The sequence below is a fragment of the Pseudomonas sp. NPDC089428 genome (genome assembly GCF_044749325.1).
Lineage (GTDB): Bacteria > Pseudomonadota > Gammaproteobacteria > Pseudomonadales > Pseudomonadaceae > Aquipseudomonas.
Genome location: NZ_JBIVHT010000008.1, coordinates 61798 through 78713, shown reverse-complemented (window position 1 = coordinate 78713; position 16916 = coordinate 61798). Strand labels below are relative to the sequence as shown.

22 protein-coding genes are annotated in these 16916 nt (G+C 63.9%); 11 read left to right on the top strand and 11 right to left on the bottom strand.

The features are described 5' to 3' along the window. Positions 1-114 precede the first annotated feature (114 nt). Positions 115-417, top strand: coding sequence for a DUF3509 domain-containing protein (locus ACIPZ5_RS16680; RefSeq protein ID WP_261941535.1), 303 nt, complete (start codon positions 115-117; stop codon positions 415-417). A gap of 3 nt (positions 418-420) precedes the next feature. Here ACIPZ5_RS16680 and ACIPZ5_RS16675 read toward each other — a convergent pair whose 3' ends face one another. Further along, a complete protein-coding gene (locus ACIPZ5_RS16675; RefSeq protein WP_261941536.1) occupies positions 421-891 on the bottom strand; it encodes a phosphate-starvation-inducible protein PsiE in 471 nt (156 codons plus the stop codon). Positions 892-1187: 296 nt separating this feature from the next. Between ACIPZ5_RS16675 and ACIPZ5_RS16670 the strand changes: the two genes are divergently transcribed. Further along, complete coding sequence (locus ACIPZ5_RS16670) at positions 1188-1454, top strand: YebG family protein (protein ID WP_343597958.1); 267 nt, start codon at positions 1188-1190, stop codon at positions 1452-1454. Between the two features lie 78 nt (positions 1455-1532). Here the strand turns inward: ACIPZ5_RS16670 and ACIPZ5_RS16665 are convergent, their stop codons facing one another. Further along, positions 1533-2552: a Glu/Leu/Phe/Val dehydrogenase dimerization domain-containing protein gene (locus tag ACIPZ5_RS16665; RefSeq protein WP_343597960.1), complete on the bottom strand. Its 1020-nt coding sequence runs from the start codon at positions 2550-2552 to the stop codon at positions 1533-1535. A gap of 124 nt (positions 2553-2676) precedes the next feature. On the opposite strand from ACIPZ5_RS16665, the gene ACIPZ5_RS16660 reads away from it, so the two are divergent. Beyond that, positions 2677-3483, top strand: a complete 807-nt coding sequence (locus tag ACIPZ5_RS16660; RefSeq protein ID WP_343597962.1) for a tetratricopeptide repeat protein — start codon at positions 2677-2679, stop codon at positions 3481-3483. On the opposite strand, the gene maiA is transcribed toward ACIPZ5_RS16660, so the two are convergent. From maiA to hmgA, 3 genes are read right to left on the bottom strand one after another with little or no spacing between them, the layout of a single operon-like run. Next, positions 3477-4109: a maleylacetoacetate isomerase gene (gene maiA / locus ACIPZ5_RS16655; RefSeq protein WP_343597964.1), complete on the bottom strand. Its 633-nt coding sequence runs from the start codon at positions 4107-4109 to the stop codon at positions 3477-3479. The two genes, ACIPZ5_RS16660 and maiA, sit on opposite strands and share 7 nt — an antisense overlap. Positions 4110-4120: 11 nt before the next feature. Then, positions 4121-5413 (bottom strand): fumarylacetoacetase, encoded by a 1293-nt coding sequence (gene fahA, locus ACIPZ5_RS16650; protein ID WP_343597966.1) that lies wholly within the window; start codon positions 5411-5413, stop codon positions 4121-4123. 3 nt (positions 5414-5416) lie between these two features. Further along, positions 5417-6718 (bottom strand): homogentisate 1,2-dioxygenase, encoded by a 1302-nt coding sequence (gene hmgA, locus ACIPZ5_RS16645; RefSeq protein ID WP_400809730.1) that lies wholly within the window; start codon positions 6716-6718, stop codon positions 5417-5419. Between the two features lie 165 nt (positions 6719-6883). Between hmgA and ACIPZ5_RS16640 the strand changes: the two genes are divergently transcribed. Then, positions 6884-7666, top strand: a complete 783-nt coding sequence (locus ACIPZ5_RS16640) for an IclR family transcriptional regulator (RefSeq protein WP_261941543.1) — start codon at positions 6884-6886, stop codon at positions 7664-7666. Positions 7667-7875: 209 nt separating this feature from the next. On the opposite strand, the gene ACIPZ5_RS16635 is transcribed toward ACIPZ5_RS16640, so the two are convergent. The 4 genes from ACIPZ5_RS16635 to ACIPZ5_RS16620 form a co-directional block, all read right to left on the bottom strand. Further along, positions 7876-8778: an SDR family oxidoreductase gene (locus tag ACIPZ5_RS16635; protein WP_261941544.1), complete on the bottom strand. Its 903-nt coding sequence runs from the start codon at positions 8776-8778 to the stop codon at positions 7876-7878. A 114-nt stretch (positions 8779-8892) separates the two neighbouring features. Then, on the bottom strand, positions 8893-9798 hold the full coding sequence (locus tag ACIPZ5_RS16630; RefSeq protein WP_343597973.1) for an alpha/beta hydrolase: 906 nt from the start codon (positions 9796-9798) through the stop codon (positions 8893-8895). A gap of 176 nt (positions 9799-9974) precedes the next feature. Further along, positions 9975-10661 carry an LrgB family protein gene (locus tag ACIPZ5_RS16625; RefSeq protein ID WP_400809728.1) on the bottom strand — a complete coding sequence of 229 codons (687 nt, stop codon included), beginning with the start codon at positions 10659-10661 and terminating at the stop codon, positions 9975-9977. After that, the gene (locus ACIPZ5_RS16620; protein ID WP_400809726.1) at positions 10651-11037 is read right to left on the bottom strand and encodes a CidA/LrgA family protein; all 387 of its coding nucleotides are present in this window, start codon (positions 11035-11037) and stop codon (positions 10651-10653) included. The genes ACIPZ5_RS16625 and ACIPZ5_RS16620 overlap by 11 nt, the downstream gene beginning before the upstream one ends. A 98-nt stretch (positions 11038-11135) precedes the next feature. Here ACIPZ5_RS16620 and ACIPZ5_RS16615 point away from each other — a divergent pair, with 98 nt between their 5' ends. Further along, on the top strand, positions 11136-12014 hold the full coding sequence (locus tag ACIPZ5_RS16615; protein WP_343597977.1) for a LysR family transcriptional regulator: 879 nt from the start codon (positions 11136-11138) through the stop codon (positions 12012-12014). Between the two features lie 114 nt (positions 12015-12128). Here ACIPZ5_RS16615 and ACIPZ5_RS16610 read toward each other — a convergent pair whose 3' ends face one another. Continuing rightward, entirely contained in the window at positions 12129-12584 is a 456-nt protein-coding gene (locus ACIPZ5_RS16610; RefSeq protein ID WP_261941549.1) for a flavodoxin, read from the bottom strand. 105 nt (positions 12585-12689) lie between these two features. Between ACIPZ5_RS16610 and ACIPZ5_RS16605 the strand changes: the two genes are divergently transcribed. Together ACIPZ5_RS16605 and ACIPZ5_RS16600 are read left to right on the top strand one after the other, a co-directional pair. Then, positions 12690-13118, top strand: coding sequence for a PAS domain S-box protein (locus tag ACIPZ5_RS16605; RefSeq protein WP_261941550.1), 429 nt, complete (start codon positions 12690-12692; stop codon positions 13116-13118). A gap of 60 nt (positions 13119-13178) precedes the next feature. After that, a complete protein-coding gene (locus ACIPZ5_RS16600) occupies positions 13179-13799 on the top strand; it encodes a hypothetical protein (protein WP_343597979.1) in 621 nt (206 codons plus the stop codon). Here the strand turns inward: ACIPZ5_RS16600 and ACIPZ5_RS16595 are convergent. Beyond that, entirely contained in the window at positions 13784-14716 is a 933-nt protein-coding gene (locus ACIPZ5_RS16595; RefSeq protein WP_400809723.1) for a MerR family transcriptional regulator, read from the bottom strand. The genes ACIPZ5_RS16600 and ACIPZ5_RS16595 overlap by 16 nt on opposite strands. Before the next feature lie 218 nt (positions 14717-14934). Here ACIPZ5_RS16595 and ACIPZ5_RS16590 point away from each other — a divergent pair, with 218 nt between their 5' ends. The 4 genes from ACIPZ5_RS16590 (at position 14935) to ACIPZ5_RS16575 (ending at position 16904) form a co-directional block, all read left to right on the top strand. Beyond that, the gene (locus ACIPZ5_RS16590) at positions 14935-15495 is read left to right on the top strand and encodes an antibiotic biosynthesis monooxygenase (RefSeq protein WP_400809721.1); all 561 of its coding nucleotides are present in this window, start codon (positions 14935-14937) and stop codon (positions 15493-15495) included. A 76-nt stretch (positions 15496-15571) separates the two neighbouring features. Continuing rightward, a complete protein-coding gene (gene folM / locus ACIPZ5_RS16585; protein ID WP_261941554.1) occupies positions 15572-16264 on the top strand; it encodes a dihydromonapterin reductase in 693 nt (230 codons plus the stop codon). Between the two features lie 9 nt (positions 16265-16273). Next, complete coding sequence (locus ACIPZ5_RS16580) at positions 16274-16570, top strand: DUF1244 domain-containing protein (protein WP_054884724.1); 297 nt, start codon at positions 16274-16276, stop codon at positions 16568-16570. Beyond that, positions 16563-16904, top strand: coding sequence for a HopJ type III effector protein (locus tag ACIPZ5_RS16575; RefSeq protein WP_400809719.1), 342 nt, complete (start codon positions 16563-16565; stop codon positions 16902-16904). Before ACIPZ5_RS16580 ends, ACIPZ5_RS16575 begins: the two co-directional genes overlap by 8 nt. The last annotated feature ends 12 nt before the right edge of the window (positions 16905-16916 follow it).

Sequence of the window (16916 nt, the reverse complement as noted above, 5' to 3'; positions counted from 1 at the left end):
GAACAACAACGCCCGGCCTGTGCCGGGCGTTTTCGTTTGCAGCGATCAATGGGCCTGAACCAACCGGCCTGTTACCCGGTCAACTTCTGCAGTCATTCATTGCAGGCCCCGACCATGCACAACCCCTTCGAACAGATCAGCGCCGCCTTCGCCCCCGAATACCGGGTCAACCTGAGTATCGAACGGCTGGACGGCAGCATCATGCTGACCCTTTCCGACGACGCTGGCGTGGTCGCCAAGCGCCTTATCAGCCAGGCTCAGCGTAACGACCCGGTGCGCCTGCAGCGGGTCATCGACAGCATCCGCCTGGGCCTGGCCATCGAGCTGGGGCAGAACCCGTTGCAGGTCCTCGCCGCCCTGACCCGCGACACCGGCCACGCACCACGGCATCTGAGCGCAGTCGGCCTGGCCAACTGAGGGCTACTTGCCCTCCTCCACTTCCTTGCCGCTGGCATCGAGCGCCTTGGTCGAGGGGTAACGGTACGAGGCGTAGCGCACCACCAGGATCGAGAACGCCAGCAGCAGGATGCCGCCGCACACGTACAGCAGCCCGGCGTCCGGCGCCTTGTGGTGCGATACATCGCCGATCAGCAGGCGCGTCAGCGCGGTAATCGCGACATACAGCAGGAAGCGGATCGGCATGTGGTTGGTCTTGAAGTAGATACCGACCATCGCCCCGAGCTCCAGGTAGATGAACAGCAGCAGGATGTCATCGACGCTGACCCCGCCCTTGCCGAGCATATCCAGGAAGGTGACCACCGCCGCATAGGCGGTAATCGCGCCAATGCCGAACAGCGCCAGGTAGTGGAACGCTTCCACACACAGGTTGCCCAGCGAGTCGGCCGAGCCGTGCAGGCCCTTGCGCAGTTTTTCTGCCCATTTGATGTCCACGATGTGCGATTCCCCGATACGACATGAAGGATGATGCGTCACCCCTGTGACGCTTGTGCCATGCAGTTAAAGGGCCAGGCCCCTGCGTTGGAAGGCGACCGATTGCCGCAAGGCACGGGCGGCATGCGATTTCAGCACGGCTACAATTTCTGGTTGCGAAATGACCGCATTGCCATTACTGTACATCGATACAGTATTCGGTAACGGCAATCTGCCTGACTGCCTGGATAGCAACTGAACCGCAAAGCAGAAGGCGCACGACAGCTCCCCTGCTACCACTGACCGAGAGGCCTCGTATGGCTGTTGAGATTCTTTACCGCAGCACGCGCGATTTGGAGACCACGTTCTTGGACCGCAAACTCGCAGATGCCCATGACCAGATGCTGGAACTGGCCGAGGTGCTTACTCAGGTTCTGGTAAAACATGTACCCGGGCTGGATGAAAACATGGCCGAAGAGGCAAGCATCTTCATGGCCAAGAACAGGGCGGTGTTCGCGGCGGCATTCAAGAACAATGCAGCGGCATTGGCAGATCTGGATGCACAGGAAAAAGGCGGCGAATAAGTAGCAACTCTTCGGCGCTAAACAGCGGCGTATCATCGGAGACGGTATAGCCAAGGCTGTTGCACCCAGCGCCCGGCCTCAACCGTAAAGCAAGCGCTCGGCCAGCATCTGCGCCACCCTGGCCGGCGAGCGTTTTTCTGCCTGGGCATGGCCAAACACCTCGGTCAGCCTTGTCGGTATCCGCGCCAGGTGCGCGGTGATGGTGCCCAGGTCACCGCCGCGATGTTTCAGCGCCACGTAAATCAGGCCACCGGCATTGATCACATAGTCCGGGGCATAGAGGATGCCGCGCGCCTCCAGCTGGTCTGCTACCTGCAGCGTGGTCAACTGATTGTTCGCCGCCCCCGCCACCGCCGCGCAACGCAGCTGCATCACAGTCTGGCCATTGAGCACCGGCCCTACGCCACAGGGCGCGAAGATATCGCAGGGCGTGCTGATCAATGCGTCATTGGTCACCGGGTGAGCATTGAACTGTTCCACCGCCAGGCGTACCCGGCCTGGGTCAAGGTCGCTGACCAACAATTCCGCGCCCGCCGCATGCAGTTGCTCGGCCAGGGCGTAGCCGACATTGCCCAGCCCCTGCACCGCCACGCGCAACCCTTCGAGGTTGCTGCTGCCCAGGCGTGCCTGCGAAGTGGCACGGATGCCAGCGAACACGCCCATGGCGGCATGCGGCGACGGGTCGCCGGACGCCGTGGTACTGGTGACATGCGGTGTGCTCTGGGCGATGCAGTCCATGTCCAGGGTCGAGGTACCGCTGTCCACGGCGATGATGAAACGCCCTTGCAGGGTATCGATGAAACGGCCGAACGCCTCGAACAGTGCCGCGCGGTTTTCCACATGGGGGTTGCGCATGATCACCGCCTTGCCGCCACCCAACGGCAAGCCCGCCAGCGCCGCCTTGTAGCTCATGCCTTGGGCCAGGCGAATGGCGTCGGTCATGGCGCTCTCGTCATCGGCATAGGGCAGGTAGCGGCAACCGCCCACCGCCGGGCCCAATTTTTCGCTGTGAATCACCACGACGGCTTTGAGGCCGGTGGGCGGGTCAATGAACAGGTGCAGCGACTGGGTACGGGTGCTTTGCATCAGCGCGAACATCGGCGGGCTCCCCAACGAGGTGCTCCTACCAGTATAGGCACGCGCCAGACGCCGGGACTGCGGGCGGACCACTGGACGAATCAACGCGCCCCGGCTAATACTCAAGCTTGAGTGGAGAGCCCCCATGAAGCCACGTCAAGCCTGCCTGGCCTGCCTGGAACGCGAGCCGGTCGCCCTGCTGGAAGCAGCGTTGTGGATCGCCGTCGAGCATGATCGACAGGTCGAACCTGCTGCCTGCCTCGCCACACTGAACAACCTGCAAGGTCAGATCAGTGCCAGTCTGCCGATGCTGCCGTTAGTCGAACTGGCCCAGCCGCTGCTGCGCCAGCTCAATGCACTCGGTTTTCAGCAGGACGAGTACCACCCACTGCGCCCGCAGGCAGCGCTGCTGGACAAAGTACTGCAGCGCCGGCGTGGCCAGCCCCTGGCACTGGCCATCATTACCCTGGAACTGGCCAGGCGCTTGTCCATACCACTGGAGGGCGTGGCCTTCCCTGGGCACTTCCTGCTGCGCGTGCCCGGTGCCGATCACCTGCTCGACCCCTGTGGCGGGCGGCGGCTGTACCCCAATGATTGCCGCGAGCTGCTGGCGCGCCAGTTCGGCCCGCATGTGCCGCTGACTGCCGAACACCTGCGCAGTGCCAGCGCCACGCAGATGCTGCAGCGGCTTTCACGCAACCTGCGCCAGTTGCATATCAGCAACGACAACCACCTGGCCGCGCTGATCGACGCCGAACGGGTAATGCAACTGGGCCCGGCGCAGGCCAGCGACTACATGACCCGCGCGACGCTGTATCAGCACCTGGACTGCCCCCAGGCCGAACGTTTCGACCTGGAGCATGCCCTGCTGCTGACCGACGACCCGGTCCAGCGCCTGAAGCTTTCCGAACGCATCGGCAAGCTACCGACGGTGAACCGCTCGATTCACTGAGCCGGCGTGTCCACCTGGCAGGACGGATGTGCCTTGGCGAACGCCGGATGCCCTTTGGCCAAGGCGGCGACCCGGGCAATGCGCGGATAGCCGCCGAGGTCGATGTTGAAGCGCTCGGCCGCATACAACTGCGGAATCAGGTAGACATCCGCCAGCCCCGGCTCATCGCCAAAGCAATAACCGTGATCACCAATCAACTGCTCCACGGCCGCCAGCCCCTGGCCGATCCAGTGTGCGATCCACTGATTGACCTGCGCCTCGTCATGGCCCAGCTGGCGCAGCTGGTTGAGTACGCTGACGTTGTGCAGCGGGTGCACATCGCAACCGATGATCGCCGCCACGCCACGCACCTTGGCGCGCAGTGCAGCCCCCACCGGCAACAGTGCCGGCTGTGGATACGCCTCTTCCAGGTACTCGATGATCGCTGGCGACTGCACCAGCAGTTCACCGTCATCGCTGCGCAAGGCCGGCACCCTACCTTGCGGATTCAGCGCAAGGTAGGCAGCACCGCGCTGGTCACCCTTTAGCAGGTTGACCGGCACAGCCTGGTAGTCCAGGCCCTTGAGTGCCAGGGCGATGCGCACGCGGTAGGAAGACGTGGAACGGTAATAGGTATACAGCTCCATGGCCGGCCCCCTCAGTTGGCTGCGATGATCTTGCCGCGGCATTCACCGAAGCCGATGCTGGCCACACCATCGCGCTTGCAGCGGGCGCGCAGGATGATCTCGTCGCCGTCTTCGAGGAATTTGCGTACCTCGCCGCTGGCCAGCTCCACCGGTTGCTTGCCGCCCACGGTGGTCTCCAACAGGCTGCCGTAGGCATCTGGCGTGGTGCCGGACAGGGTGCCCGACCCGAACAGGTCGCCGGGCTGCAGCTGGCAACCGTTGACGCTGTGGTGGGCAATCAGCTGGGCCACGGTCCAGTACATGTTCAAGGTGTTGCTCAATGCCAGACGATGAGCCGGCAAGCCCTGCTCGCGCATGCGCTCTGTGAGCATCAGCACTTCCAGTTCGATGTCGAAGGCGCCACGGGCCTGGTCACGCGGGTCGAGCAGATAAGGCAGCGGCTGCGGGTCGCCGTCCGGGCGTGCCGGCTGGGCGCAGCGGAAAGGCTCCAGCGCTTCGGCGGTAACGACCCAGGGCGAAATGGAGGTGATGAAGCTCTTCGACAGGAACGGGCCCAGCGGCTGGTATTCCCAGGCCTGGATATCCCGCGCCGACCAGTCGTTGAGCAGGCACAGGCCGGCCAGGTGCTGGTCGGCCTCGGCAATCGGGATGGCCTGGCCAATGTCGTTGCCCTGGCCGATCCAGATGCCCAGTTCCAGCTCGTAGTCCAGGCGCGCGCAGGGGCCGAAGCTCGGCTCGGTGTGGCCGGCGGGCAGGGTCTGGCCTTTCGGGCGGCGGACCTCGGTACCCGAAGGGCGCAAGGTCGAAGCGCGGCCGTGGTAGCCGATGGGTACGTACTTGTAGTTGGGCAGCAACGGGTTGTCAGGGCGGAACAGCTTGCCGACGTTGGTGGCGTGCTGAATGCCGACGTAGAAGTCCGTGTAGTCACCGACCTTGGCCGGCAGGTGCAGTTGGCACTCGCTGGCCGGATACAGCGCAGCCTTGAGCGCGGCCTGCTGGTCGCTGTGTTCGCCCAACAGCACCAGCAGGCGCTCACGCAGCGCTACCCGGGCGCCACGCCCCAGCGCGAAGAAGGCATTCAGCGCACCGCCTCGGGTGGCCTCCACCGCAGCCTGGGCCTGGCCAGAGAACAGCCCAGCGGCCAGCACCGCTTCCAGGTCAAGGATGGCATCGCCGATGGCGACGCCACAGCGCTGCGCTTCACCAGGGCGGCTGAAGATGCCCAGCGGCAGGTTCTGCAGCGGGAAATCGCGGTGCCCGTTGGCATGCTCGACCCAGCTACGGGCAATGGCGGTCTGGTTCATGGGTTATCTCCGGTTCGGGTTGAAGGTGCTCGGCAAGGTGGCCCAGCAGCTATCGTAGTCGGCCTGCAATTGCGGGCTGTCGAGTGCCTGCAGGCTCGGGCGCAGCACCTGGCTGGTCTCGAACATGAAAGCCATGGTGTTGTCGATCTTGTGCGGTGCCAGCTCGGCGGCGATGGCCTTCTCGCAGGTCTCGGCATCCGGCCCGTGGGCGCTCATCACCCCGTGCAGCGAGGCACCGCCAGGCAGGAAGCCTTCGGCCTTGGCATCGTAGGCACCGCTTATCAGGCCCATGAACTCGTTCATCAGGTTGCGATGGAACCATGGGGGCCGGAAGGTGTTCTCGGCCACCATCCAGCGCGGCGGGAAGATCACGAAATCCATGTTGGCCATGCCGTGCACGCTGGTCGGTGACGTCAGCACGGTGAAGATCGACGGGTCTGGATGGTCGAAGCTGACCGTGCCGAGGGTGTTGAAGCGGCGCAGGTCGTACTTGTAGGGTACGTTGCTGCCATGCCAGGCGACCACATCCAGTGGCGAGTGCTGGAGCTCGCAGGCCCAGTGCTCACCGAGGAACTTCTGCACCAGTTGCACCGGCCCTTCGGCTTCTTCGTAGTGTGCCACCGGGGTGAGGAAATCACGCGGGTTGGCCAGGCCATTGCTGCCGATCGGCCCCAGGTCTGGCAGGCGCAGCGGTGCGCCGTGGTTTTCGGCGATGTAGCCGCGGGCCTGGCCATCGGGCAGCTCGACGCGGAACTTCATGCCGCGCGGAATCACGGCGATTTCCAGTGGTTCGACGTCCATCACGCCCAGCTCGCTGACGATGCGCAGGCGGCCTTGCTCCGGCACCAGCAGCAGCTCACCGTCAGCATTGAAGAACACCCGCTCCATGGAACGGTTGGCGCGGTAGATATAGATACTGACCCCGGCCGGCTTTTCGGCGGCCGAGTTGGCCACCATCGGCAGCCAGCCTTCGATGAAATCGGTTGGCTCACTGGGGATTGGCTGCGGGCTCCAGCGCAGGCGGTTGGGCGTGACCGCGCCCGACGGGCCGCTCAATGGCTGGCGCTGCAGGCGCTCGAAGCGCGGGTGCAGGGCCGACGGGCGGATGCGGTACAGCCAGGTACGGCGCAGTTCGCTGCGGGCCATGGTGAACGCCGTGCCCGACAACAGTTCGGCATACAGGCCATAGGGGGCTTTCTGTGGCGAGTTCTGCCCGACCGGCAGGGCACCGGGCAATGCTTCGCTGGCGAATTCGTTGCCGAAGCCGCTCAGGTACTGAAGGTCGGGGGACGTGTCGCGGTTCATCGATGCCTCCGGGCTCTTGCCGAGCCATTGCGGGCAGCTGGCTGCTGGAGTGGCAGCGCGTCTGCATTGTTTTTATCGTAATCAGATTACGAATAACGTAATTTGCTCAGGGCAAGGCGTCAAGCTATAAAGGCCCGACGCGAATAATCCGGAACCACGAAACCCATGGCCAAAGCCAGCTCCCCCGCCGACAACGGCAAGCAGAAGGTCCGTTCGGCGGAAGTCGGCACCGATATCCTCAAGGCCCTCGCCGAACTGTCCCCGTCCACCTCACTGTCACGCCTGGCCGAGCATGTGCAGATGCCGGCGAGCAAGGTGCACCGCTACCTGCAGGCGCTGATTGCCAGCGGTTTTGCCGAACAGGATGCCGCCACCAACCACTATGGACTGGGGCGTGAAGCATTGCGTGTGGGGCTGGCGGCGCTGGGCAGCATCGATGTGCTGAAAGTGGCGGCGCTGCCGCTGTCGCAACTGCGCGATGAGCTCAACGAGAGTTGCTTCCTTGCGGTCTGGGGCAACCAGGGCGCCACCGTGGTGAGCATCGAGCCCGCCGTGCGCGCGGTCACGGTGGTGACCCAGATCGGCTCGGTGCTGCCGCTGCTCAGCTCCTCCACCGGCCTGGTGTTTGCAGCCCATTTGCCCGAGCGTGAAACCGGGGAGCTGCGTGACCGCGAGCTGGCCGCGCTGCAACAGAGCGCCAGCGACTATGACGGCTTGCTGGCAGGGATCCGCGAACAGGGCTTGCACCACGTACACGGCCTGTTGATGCCTGGTGTGGATGCGTTGTCCGCGCCCGTGTTCAACGCCATGGGGCAGATCGCGGCGGTGATGACCGTGGTCGGCCCGACCTCGATCTTCCATGCTGATGAACACGGCCCGGCAGCTCAGCGTCTGCTGGCTGCAACGCGGGACACCAGCTGGCGCATGGGCTACTCGCCGGCGGCCTGAAATGCCTGCCGGGCACTGTTGCCCGAAACGTAAAGGTGAATGTCATAAGCGGCTATTTTTCCTGCCGGATCAAGCGCTTATTCTTACCTCACTGGCCGGCATGAAGGGCTCTACCCCCCGCCTTTCAGGCCCGCGAGGTTCACCGACGTTGATTTTGAAGCTCCTTGATCTAACGTCTCGATTGGCCGCTGCGTTTGCAGCGGCCTTTTTTATTTCTGCAGGTTGGCCATCATCTGCTGCAACGCCTGCAAGTTGTCGCGTGGGTGTACCGCCCCGGCGAAATCACCGATCTGCGCCCAGTTTTGCGCGACCTGCTCCGGGGTGAACCCTTGGCCAGGATCGAAGCCGACACCCAGGCTGCGCTCCCAGCGCACCTTGCCCACCCAGCCACCGCCCACCTCGAACAATTCGCCGCTGTCCTGGCACTGGTCGCTGCACAGGTACACCACCAGCGGGCTGATCAACTCGGGCCTGAGCCGCTCGAACACCTGCGGTGGTATCAACCCCTCGGTCATGCGCGTGCCGCCGGTCGGCGCGATGGCATTGACCAGCACGCCATGCTTGCGACCTTCTATGGCCAGGGTCCGGGTCAGGCCATACAGCCCCAGCTTGGCCATGCCATAGTTGGCCTGGCCAAAGTTGCCGTAGATACCCGAGGTCGATGCGGTGAAGATCACCCGCCCCCAGTTCTGCTCGCGCAGGTGTGGCCAGGCAGCCCGGGTGACCTTGAACGCGCCTTCGACGTGTACCTTGTAGACCAGCTCCCAATCGCTGTCGTCCATCTTGTGAAAGGCTTTGTCGCGCAGGATGCCGGCGTTGTTCACCAGCACATCGACCCTGCCGAAACTGTCCAGTGCCTGTTCGACAATGCGCGCACCATCACCCACCGAGTCGTGGTTGGCCACCGCCGTGCCCCCGGCTGCGCGGATTTCGGCCACCACCTTGTCGGCAGCCGATGCATTGGCCCCTTCACCCTGAGTCGAACCGCCCAGGTCGTTGACCACGACCTGGGCGCCACGGGCGGCGAACAGCAGGGCATGGGCGCGGCCCAGGCCGCCACCGGCTCCAGTGACGATCACTACACGGTCTTGCAGACTTACCGGCTCGCTCATGCGCATGGCTCCAGGTCAGGTTGAATGCATCGAGTGTCCGCCAGCCCGTACAGGCGGACAATCAAGCTCACCCTGGGTGAATGCCAGGCGATAACGGCGGGCGATATCGCTGGCTCAGGACCAGGCGACGCTCTGCGGCAGGTAGCTCAGAAGCTGTTCGCGAAAGGCCAGGTAGTGGCGCAACACCTGCACGGGCGCTTCGGTATGCGGATAATGGCCGATGCCCTGCAACTGCACGGTGTCGGGGTTTGGCACCAGTTGCCGGTAACGTTCGACCATGCGTGCACCGGATACCGGGTCGACCACGCCGTTGATAAAGCGCAGCGGCACCCCTTCACGTTGCAACGCCCCCACCCAGCGCTCGCGATGCAGCCTGCGCTCGGGCAGGTAACCCACCAGCTTGTGCAGGATACGCGTGCCGGAATTGGCGGCGATCAGGCTCCAGCAGTCATCCAGTGCGCTTTCGCTGGGGTGGGTACATGGGCCGTAGATCTGGGTGACGTTGCGCACCAGGTCTTCGCGCCTGAACGATCGCCCCACCAGCCAGCCGAGGCGGCTGAGCAGCAGTTTCTGGACCAACAGCACCTGGCAGCTTTCCGGAAACAGACCGCTGTTGAGAAAGACGCAACTGGCAATCTCGGCACGCTGCTCGTGGTGCCGCGACAGCAGCTCCTGAGCCACGCTGCCGCCGTAGTCATGCGCCAGCAGATGCACGGGCTGGTCAATCTGCAGATGGGCCAGCAACGCCTGTTGCAGGTCCGCTTGCTCCATCAGGCTGTAACGGTGATTGATCGGCTTGGCGGAATCGCCAAAGCCGAGCATGTCGCAGGCAACCACCCGATAGCGCTGGGCCAGCGGCGCCCACAGGTAGTGCCAGTCCCAACTGGCGGTGGGAAATCCATGCAACAGAAGCAGGGGCTCTCCTTGCCCTGCGGTCCAGTAGCGGATGCTCTGGCCCCGGAATGAAAAACTCTGCCCCCGGGTACGCCAGACGCGCAATGGAATCTCGGCCATAGGCATCAGAATTGTCCCGGTGCAAGGGTGTTGTCGGAATAGGGCAAGGCTGCGGTCATTGCATGTTACCTCGGCACTTACATGTGCTCTCTATGTCGAGGTTGAGTGTAATCAGCAGCCCGCCAGATGAAACTTGCGTTACCAGCCAGCTTGATGACTGAGCGAGTCAGTGGCACGAATGGTCACAGCAGCATCGTCAGCAACGGTGCGGCGAACAGGTTGAGCAGGCCGGTGAGCACCATCACCAGGCCGGCAACCGAGCCTTCTTCACAGCCCACCTCCTGGGCCCGGCTGACCCCGGCGCCATGCGCGCCAACCCCGAACAGTGCCCCCCGCGCCAGCGGTGTACGCAGCGGCAACCAGCGCAGCAGCACGCCGCCGAACATGGCCCCCAGCACCCCGGTGAACATCACGAACACGGCCGTCAGCTCCGGTACGCCGCCCAGGTCATGGGCCAACGGCATGGCGAACGGCGTGGTGATCGAACGCGGCACCAGCGACAGGCTGATCGCGTCGTCCAGCGCCAGCAGGTGCGCCAGGCTCCATGAGCTGGCGATCGATGCTGCACTGCCCGCCACCATGCCCACCAGCAACGCCGGCCAATGCCGTGCAAGCATCGCCCGCTGCTGCCAGATCGGCACGGCGAAGGCCACGGTCACCGGGCCCAGCACACCCATCAGCCAATGCGTGTTGCGCGAGTACTCGGCATAGGCGGTGTGCAGCGGCACCGCCACTGCAAGCAGCAAGGCCGGGACCAGGATCAGTGGCGACATCAGGTAGCGCCCGGTGCGCCGATACAACCAGCGGCTGGCCAGGTAGGCCGCCAAGGTCAGTGCCAGCCAGAACAGCGGCATGGGTTCAAGGCTCATGGCGCAACCTCCAGCGGCACACCAGCTCCACGGTCACGGCGGTCACCACCATGACCATCAGGGTACTCACGGCGATGACCAGCAAGATGCGCCAGCCTTCGCTGCGCACCAGGCTGCCGTAATCGAGCAGGCTCATCAGTGCCGGGATGAAGAACAGCAGCATTTCCGCCATCAGCCAGCCTGCACCCAGTTGCAAGGTGGCCGGCGTGACTATGCCGCAGGCGAACAGCAGCAACAGCAGGCCCAGGCCCATCACCCCGCCGGGGATCGGCCAGCCCAGCCAAGCGGCCAGCTGGCCACCGAACAGGAACAGGGCAAGCAGAACCGTCAGCTCGGCGAGCAGGCGCAGGGGCTTTTTCAGTAACGCAGGTTTCATGGCCAGGGTTCCTCGATAGGCCCTCATTTTAAGATTCGGCTGCCTAGGCCAAAAGCGAATTGTTAGACTTGCCGCCATTCCACAATGGAATCGCAACCATGGAATTCAAACAGCTGCGCAGCTTCATCGAAGTGGTCCATCGCGGCGGCTTTACCCAAGCCGCGCAGACCTTGCATATCAGCCAGTCAGCCGTGAGCAAGCAGGTTGCCCAGCTGGAGCAAGATGTGGGCCAGCCGCTGCTCGAGCGCCAGGCCTCGCAGCTGCATCTGACAGCGGCCGGGCGCATCGTGCTGGAGCGCGGCGAGGCGCTGCTGCGCCAGCGTCAAGAGTTGCTCAGCGAGCTCGACGACCTCAGCCAGATGGCGCGCGGCGAACTGCGCCTGGGTTTGCCGCTGCTGGGCAGCGATGCCTTGTTCGCCGGGTTGTTCGCCGAATATCGCAGGCGTCATCCGAACATCGCCATTCAGCTGCTTGAAGGCGGCAGCCGTAGCATCGAGCAGGCGGTAAGAAGTGGCGAGCTGGAACTGGGTGGCAGCCTCACGCCGAGCGACCCGGCGTTCGAATACCAGCCGTTCTGCAATGAACCGTTGGATGCCTTGCTACCCGCCGGGCATGCGCTGGCCGGCCTGGACCAGGTGAACCTGAAGCAACTGGCGGATACACCGTTCCTGCTCTACCAGCGCAGCTTCGTGCTCAACGACCGCTTGCTCAAGGCTTGCCAGCAGCAGGGCTTTATCCCGAAAGAGGGTGGCCGCAGCGGCCAGGCGGACTTCCTGGTGGCACTGGTCGCGGCCGGCCAGGGCGTGGTGCTGCTGCCCCGTGTGGTGGCAAAAGCACTGGAGCGCCCCGGGGTGGTGCGGCTGCCGCTGAAGGCGCCGACGTATCTACGCTGGGATATCGCCTTCATCTGGCGGCGTGGAGCCTACCTGTCGCGAGCGGCGCAGGCCTGGCTCGAATTGCTGCGGGAGATGAACTGACCTGCACCGGCCTCTTCGCGGGCAAGCCCGCTCCCACACCGGGCTTTAGGGCAGTGATACCCCTGTGGAAGCGGGCGTGCCCGCGAAGAGGCCGGTACAGCCTAAAGCAGTACCTCAGGCTTTCAGTGCTTGAGCAAGCTCTGCCAGCCAAGGCTCGGCATCAGCCTCTGGGGTCACGGTCTCACTGGCATCGAGCTTCAACATCGGCAGCACTTCCCGTACCCCCAGTTCGGCGAACAGCTCGCGCATCTGCTCACCACCGCCACAATACGTATCGCCATAGCTCGAATCACCCAGGGCGATCACCGCGCCCGGCAGCCCACGCCAGGCCGCAGGCAGGGTGTCGCGAATGCTGCTGTACAGCGGCATCAGGTTATCCGGCAACTCACCCATGCCGGTGGTCGAGGTCACGGCGAGCAACGCTTCAGGGGCAAAACCTTCGAGATCCTGCTGGGTAGCGCGGGCAGCATGCCAGGCTTCAAGGCCTGCAGCCTTGAGCAACGACTCGGCATGACGGGCGACTTCTTCGGCGGTGCCGTACACCGAGCCGGAAATAATGGCGACTTTCATCAGGAAGAGGATTCCGAAACTGAGTGAAAACGTAGGATACTAGCATCCGGCGATGGCAAAAGGCCGTCTCTACCAAAGTCCCCTCATTACCTCCATGGTCCGGACATGATCAACGCGCAGCTGTTGCAATCGATGGTCGACGCATCCAACGACGGAATCGTGGTCGCCGAGCAGGAAGGCGACGACACCATCCTGATCTACGTGAATGCGGCCTTCGAACGCCTGACCGGCTACAGCCGTGACGAGATCCTGTATCAGGATTGCCGCTTCCTGCAGGCCGATGATCGCGATCAACTGGGCCGGGCACGCATTCGCAAGGCCCTGGCCGAAGGGCGTCCCTGCCGTGAAGTACTGCGCAACTACCGCAAGGATGGCAGCGCGTTCTGGAACGAGCTGTCGATCACCCCGGTGAAGCACGATGCCGATCGGCGCACCTATTTCATCGGCATCCAGAAAGATGTAAGCCGCCAAGTCGAACTCGAGCGCGAACTGGCAGAAATGCACGTTCGTCGGAATCCCGACGAACGTACCTGAACCAAGCGCCCTGAGCACGGTCAATTCCCGTTGAAGAAATCGTCATCACCGAGTTCGATCATGCAAGCAGACGCGCTCCTGACTCAGGACGAACTGGATTTCATCCAGGACATGCAGCATTCCCCGCAATTGAACCTGGCCGACCCCATGTCGAGCCTGCTGGTCAATGGCGACCGCCGTATCCAGTCGCTACTCGCCCGCCTGGTGGCCAACGAGCAAGTGACCCTGCAGGCACAGTTCAACAATCAGCAGATCAGCTTCCCGCTGCAGCTGGTGGAGGACGAGTTCCACGCCGTGCACCTGCAGATCGGTTCACCGGAAATCTACGAAGACGACGGCCCAACGCTGCGCCCCTGGCGCTTGTCGATGGAGCAGCCCAGCCCACTGCTGGATGCCCAGGGCAAGGCCAGCGGCCTGCTGGTCAGGGACATTTCGTTCAAGGGCGCGTTGCTTGAGGTGCGAGGCCTGGCCAAGGCGCCTTCGCGCTTCGATCTGCATTTCGCCCCGGACGGCATCAGCCCGATCGGTCTGCATGGTCGGCTGCGCCGGCGCATTGGCCCGGACCTGGCTGCCTACGACCTGAGCCGCAGCCCCGCAGGCGAAATCGACCGGCTGCGTGAGTACATCCTCCAGGCCCATCGCCAGGCCCATCCAGAGCTGCACGATCAGGTATCGAGCTGACCGGCAAGGTACTGGCGCAAGCGCCGCCGCATCAGCTCAACCTCTGCGCCAAGGCATGCCACCGGGCTTCCCGCCAGGCCATCCTGGGCACCTTCAGCCGCTTCGCCGGCCAGCAGCAACGGGCACTGCAGCCCTGCTGCCATGCGCGTCAGGCGCTTGCCCAGGCCGCCACCGGGTGGGTGATTGGCGAACAGCACCAGCGCATCCGGCTTGAGCCGCTCGCACACCAGCGGCAACTCGTCCAGTACCTGCCCAGGCATGAGCAAGCACACACCCACTTCATCGCTGGCCAACAGCAAGCCGGTCACCAATAGCTCCAGCTCCAGGCATGGCCCGGGCAACGGCCCCAGCACCACGTTGTGGCTACGCGGCAGACGAGCGAGCTGCAAGCGAGCGAACACCCGACCGCGCAGGAACTGGTCAAGGAACAACCACTCACTGGCCAGGCCAAACACCCCCGGCCCCGCCGCCAGGTCGTGCCAGACGGGCATGAACACTTCACTGAATACCTGGTCCTGGCTGAGTGCCGCAAACACCTGGTCGAACAGGCTATCCAGGGCGAGGGCATCGAAGCGATGCACCGCCTCGCGCACCTGGGCTTGCCAGCGTGCCGTGCAATCAGCCAGAACCGCACCGTGGGTGAGCATCTGGCCACGAGCCAGGATGCTGCCGACCTTGCTTACGGCCACGCCGCGCTCAAGCCAACCGAGAATGCGCCGGATGTCATCGATATCCGCCTGGGAATACAGCCGATGGCCGCTGTCGGTGCGCGTGGGCTGGATCAGCCCGTAGCGGCGCTCCCAGGCGCGCAAGGTCACGGCGTTGACGCCGGTCAGGCGGGAAACCTCACGGATCGGGAACAAATCCTGATGTTGCAGGCCCGCCTCGATGGCCGGGTTACGTCCCTGTTTGGTCATCTGCACTGAGTAACCTGTGTGCGGAAGTTGAACAGTCATTCTACTACGACACTATAGGCCGCAAGCCAGCAACCGTTTGCGAACAATTGTTAAGGCTGCATTGTCATCAGGTTGTTGCTTCGCGCCCGATTCTTGCATGCCCGCAGGCGTTGCCCACCACCCCGGGCCACGCAGCCAAGGGGCCGGCTACCCGCCAGCCCGTCGCCAGGAGATACACGATGTCTACCCCACCCGTCACCCTGATGGTGTCACGCCGCGCCGCCCACGGCCGTTACCAGGACCTGCTGACCTGGCTGCACGAAGGCGAGCAACTGGCCACCGACTTCCCCGGCTACCTCGGCTCGGGCATCCTCGCCCCACCCCGCGACAGCGACGAATTCCAGATCATTTTCCGTTTCAGCGACGAGCCCACCCTGCACGCCTGGGAGCATTCCGCTTCGCGCCGGGCCTGGCTGGCTCGCGGCAACGGCCTGTTCGAACGCCCCAAAGAGAGGCGCGTCAGCGGTATTGACGACTGGTTTGGCACCAACATGGTGCAAAAACCACCGCGCTGGAAGCAGGCTGTGGCTATCTGGCTGGCCTTCTTCCCGGTCTCGCTGCTGTTCAACGTGGTGTTCGGGCAGTGGCTCTCAACGCTCGAACTGCTGCCCCGGGTCATGCTCAGCACGCTGGCCCTGACCCCGGTCATGGTCTATCTGTTCATCCCGCTGTCCACCCGCCTGCTGGCCAACTGGTTGCACGCCACGCCATCCGCCAGCCCGGCACTGCGCAGCCGTTGAGGCGAGCCGTACAATCGGAAAAATCTTAAGGTATGCTGGGCGGCAACGACAGGACAGACAAGTTGACCGCCCGCACATGAACAGCCCAATTCTCGTCACCGGCGCCAGCCAGCGCGTCGGGCTGGCCCTGGCCCTCGAACTGGCTCAGGCCGGCCATACGGTGGTCAGTGCCAGCCGTAGCCTCCAGCCGCAGTCCGCGCACCCGAACATCGTGCAGTTCCAGGCCGACCTCTGCCGCAAGGCCGACCGTGAAGCGTTGATCGACCACCTGCAGCGCAACTACGACGGCCTGCGCGCTATCATCCACAACGCCTCGCTGTGGCTCGACGACGACCTCGACAACCTCGACACCATGTTCCGCCTGCACGTCGAAGCGCCGTACCACCTCAACCTGGCCCTCGGCGAGTTGCTGAACAAGGTCGACAAGGCCGACATCATCCACATCTGCGACGAGACCTCCTCACGCGGCAGCAAAGGCCACATCGGCTACGCCGCGACCAAGGCCGCGCTGCAGAACATGGTGCTGTCATTCGCCGAAAAATACGCGCCCACGGTGCACGTCAACGGTATCCTGCCGGGCCTGCTGATCCTCAAGGAAGGCGGTGACGAGGCCTACCGCCAGCAGACCCTGAAAAAGGCCCTGCTGGAATTCGAACCCGGCGCCGGGCCACTGATCGAGACGGTGAAGTACCTGCTCGCCAGCCAGTACAGCACCGGCAGCCAGGTGGTCATCAACGGTGGCCGCCACCTGAAGAACCGCATGATCTGAGAGACTGCCATGACTGAGCAACAACAGCTCGAACTTGAAGCCGCCGCGTTCCGGCGCCTGGTCGAACACCTGCAGAAACGCACCGACGTGCAGAACATCGACCTGATGAACCTCTCCGGCTTCTGCCGCAACTGCCTGTCCAAGTGGTACAAGGCCGCCGCCGACGAGCGCCAGGTCGACATCAGCCTGGATGACGCCCGCGAAGCGGTGTACGGCATGCCCTACGCCGAGTGGAAAGCCCAATACCAGAAAGAAGCCAGCGCCGAGCAGCAAGCGGCGTTTGAACAAGGAAAACCTCGTGACTGATCTGAACACCCTGCGCAGCAGCCTGGCCAGCGGCCAACACGTCTTCGCCGACACCCTGGCATTCATCGCCGACAACTACAGCTACCAGCCCCAGGCCTTCAACAATGGCGGCGTGGCGAATGCCGCCGGGCAGAACGAAGGCTCGTGCAAGACCTTGGGCCTGGCCCTGCTGGAAGGCCTGAGCGATCAGGAAGCGCTGCTGGCCTTCGGCGAGCATTACCGTGATGTGCTGGCCACGCCTGAAGGCAGTGATCATGGCAATATCCGTGCGCTGATCAAGCATGGGCTGGCCGGCGTGAAGTTCGCCGAGCTGCCGCTTTCGCGCAAGGCTTGAGAATGCCGGGGC

What these genes read in the sequence shown, in the direction of transcription:
- ACIPZ5_RS16680 (WP_261941535.1), top strand. Translation starts at nt 115, where the DNA reads ATGCACAACCCCTTCGAACAGATCAGCGCCGCCTTCGCCCCCGAATAC.
- ACIPZ5_RS16670 (WP_343597958.1), top strand. Translation starts at nt 1,188, where the DNA reads ATGGCTGTTGAGATTCTTTACCGCAGCACGCGCGATTTGGAGACCACG.
- ACIPZ5_RS16665 (WP_343597960.1), bottom strand. Translation starts at nt 2,552, where the DNA reads ATGTTCGCGCTGATGCAAAGCACCCGTACCCAGTCGCTGCACCTGTTC.
- ACIPZ5_RS16660 (WP_343597962.1), top strand. Translation starts at nt 2,677, where the DNA reads ATGAAGCCACGTCAAGCCTGCCTGGCCTGCCTGGAACGCGAGCCGGTC.
- maiA (WP_343597964.1), bottom strand. Translation starts at nt 4,109, where the DNA reads ATGGAGCTGTATACCTATTACCGTTCCACGTCTTCCTACCGCGTGCGC.
- fahA (WP_343597966.1), bottom strand. Translation starts at nt 5,413, where the DNA reads ATGAACCAGACCGCCATTGCCCGTAGCTGGGTCGAGCATGCCAACGGG.
- hmgA (WP_400809730.1), bottom strand. Translation starts at nt 6,718, where the DNA reads ATGAACCGCGACACGTCCCCCGACCTTCAGTACCTGAGCGGCTTCGGC.
- ACIPZ5_RS16640 (WP_261941543.1), top strand. Translation starts at nt 6,884, where the DNA reads ATGGCCAAAGCCAGCTCCCCCGCCGACAACGGCAAGCAGAAGGTCCGT.
- ACIPZ5_RS16635 (WP_261941544.1), bottom strand. Translation starts at nt 8,778, where the DNA reads ATGAGCGAGCCGGTAAGTCTGCAAGACCGTGTAGTGATCGTCACTGGA.
- ACIPZ5_RS16630 (WP_343597973.1), bottom strand. Translation starts at nt 9,798, where the DNA reads ATGCCTATGGCCGAGATTCCATTGCGCGTCTGGCGTACCCGGGGGCAG.
- ACIPZ5_RS16625 (WP_400809728.1), bottom strand. Translation starts at nt 10,661, where the DNA reads ATGAGCCTTGAACCCATGCCGCTGTTCTGGCTGGCACTGACCTTGGCG.
- ACIPZ5_RS16620 (WP_400809726.1), bottom strand. Translation starts at nt 11,037, where the DNA reads ATGAAACCTGCGTTACTGAAAAAGCCCCTGCGCCTGCTCGCCGAGCTG.
- ACIPZ5_RS16615 (WP_343597977.1), top strand. Translation starts at nt 11,136, where the DNA reads ATGGAATTCAAACAGCTGCGCAGCTTCATCGAAGTGGTCCATCGCGGC.
- ACIPZ5_RS16610 (WP_261941549.1), bottom strand. Translation starts at nt 12,584, where the DNA reads ATGAAAGTCGCCATTATTTCCGGCTCGGTGTACGGCACCGCCGAAGAA.
- ACIPZ5_RS16605 (WP_261941550.1), top strand. Translation starts at nt 12,690, where the DNA reads ATGATCAACGCGCAGCTGTTGCAATCGATGGTCGACGCATCCAACGAC.
- ACIPZ5_RS16600 (WP_343597979.1), top strand. Translation starts at nt 13,179, where the DNA reads ATGCAAGCAGACGCGCTCCTGACTCAGGACGAACTGGATTTCATCCAG.
- ACIPZ5_RS16595 (WP_400809723.1), bottom strand. Translation starts at nt 14,716, where the DNA reads ATGACCAAACAGGGACGTAACCCGGCCATCGAGGCGGGCCTGCAACAT.
- ACIPZ5_RS16590 (WP_400809721.1), top strand. Translation starts at nt 14,935, where the DNA reads ATGTCTACCCCACCCGTCACCCTGATGGTGTCACGCCGCGCCGCCCAC.
- folM (WP_261941554.1), top strand. Translation starts at nt 15,572, where the DNA reads ATGAACAGCCCAATTCTCGTCACCGGCGCCAGCCAGCGCGTCGGGCTG.
- ACIPZ5_RS16580 (WP_054884724.1), top strand. Translation starts at nt 16,274, where the DNA reads ATGACTGAGCAACAACAGCTCGAACTTGAAGCCGCCGCGTTCCGGCGC.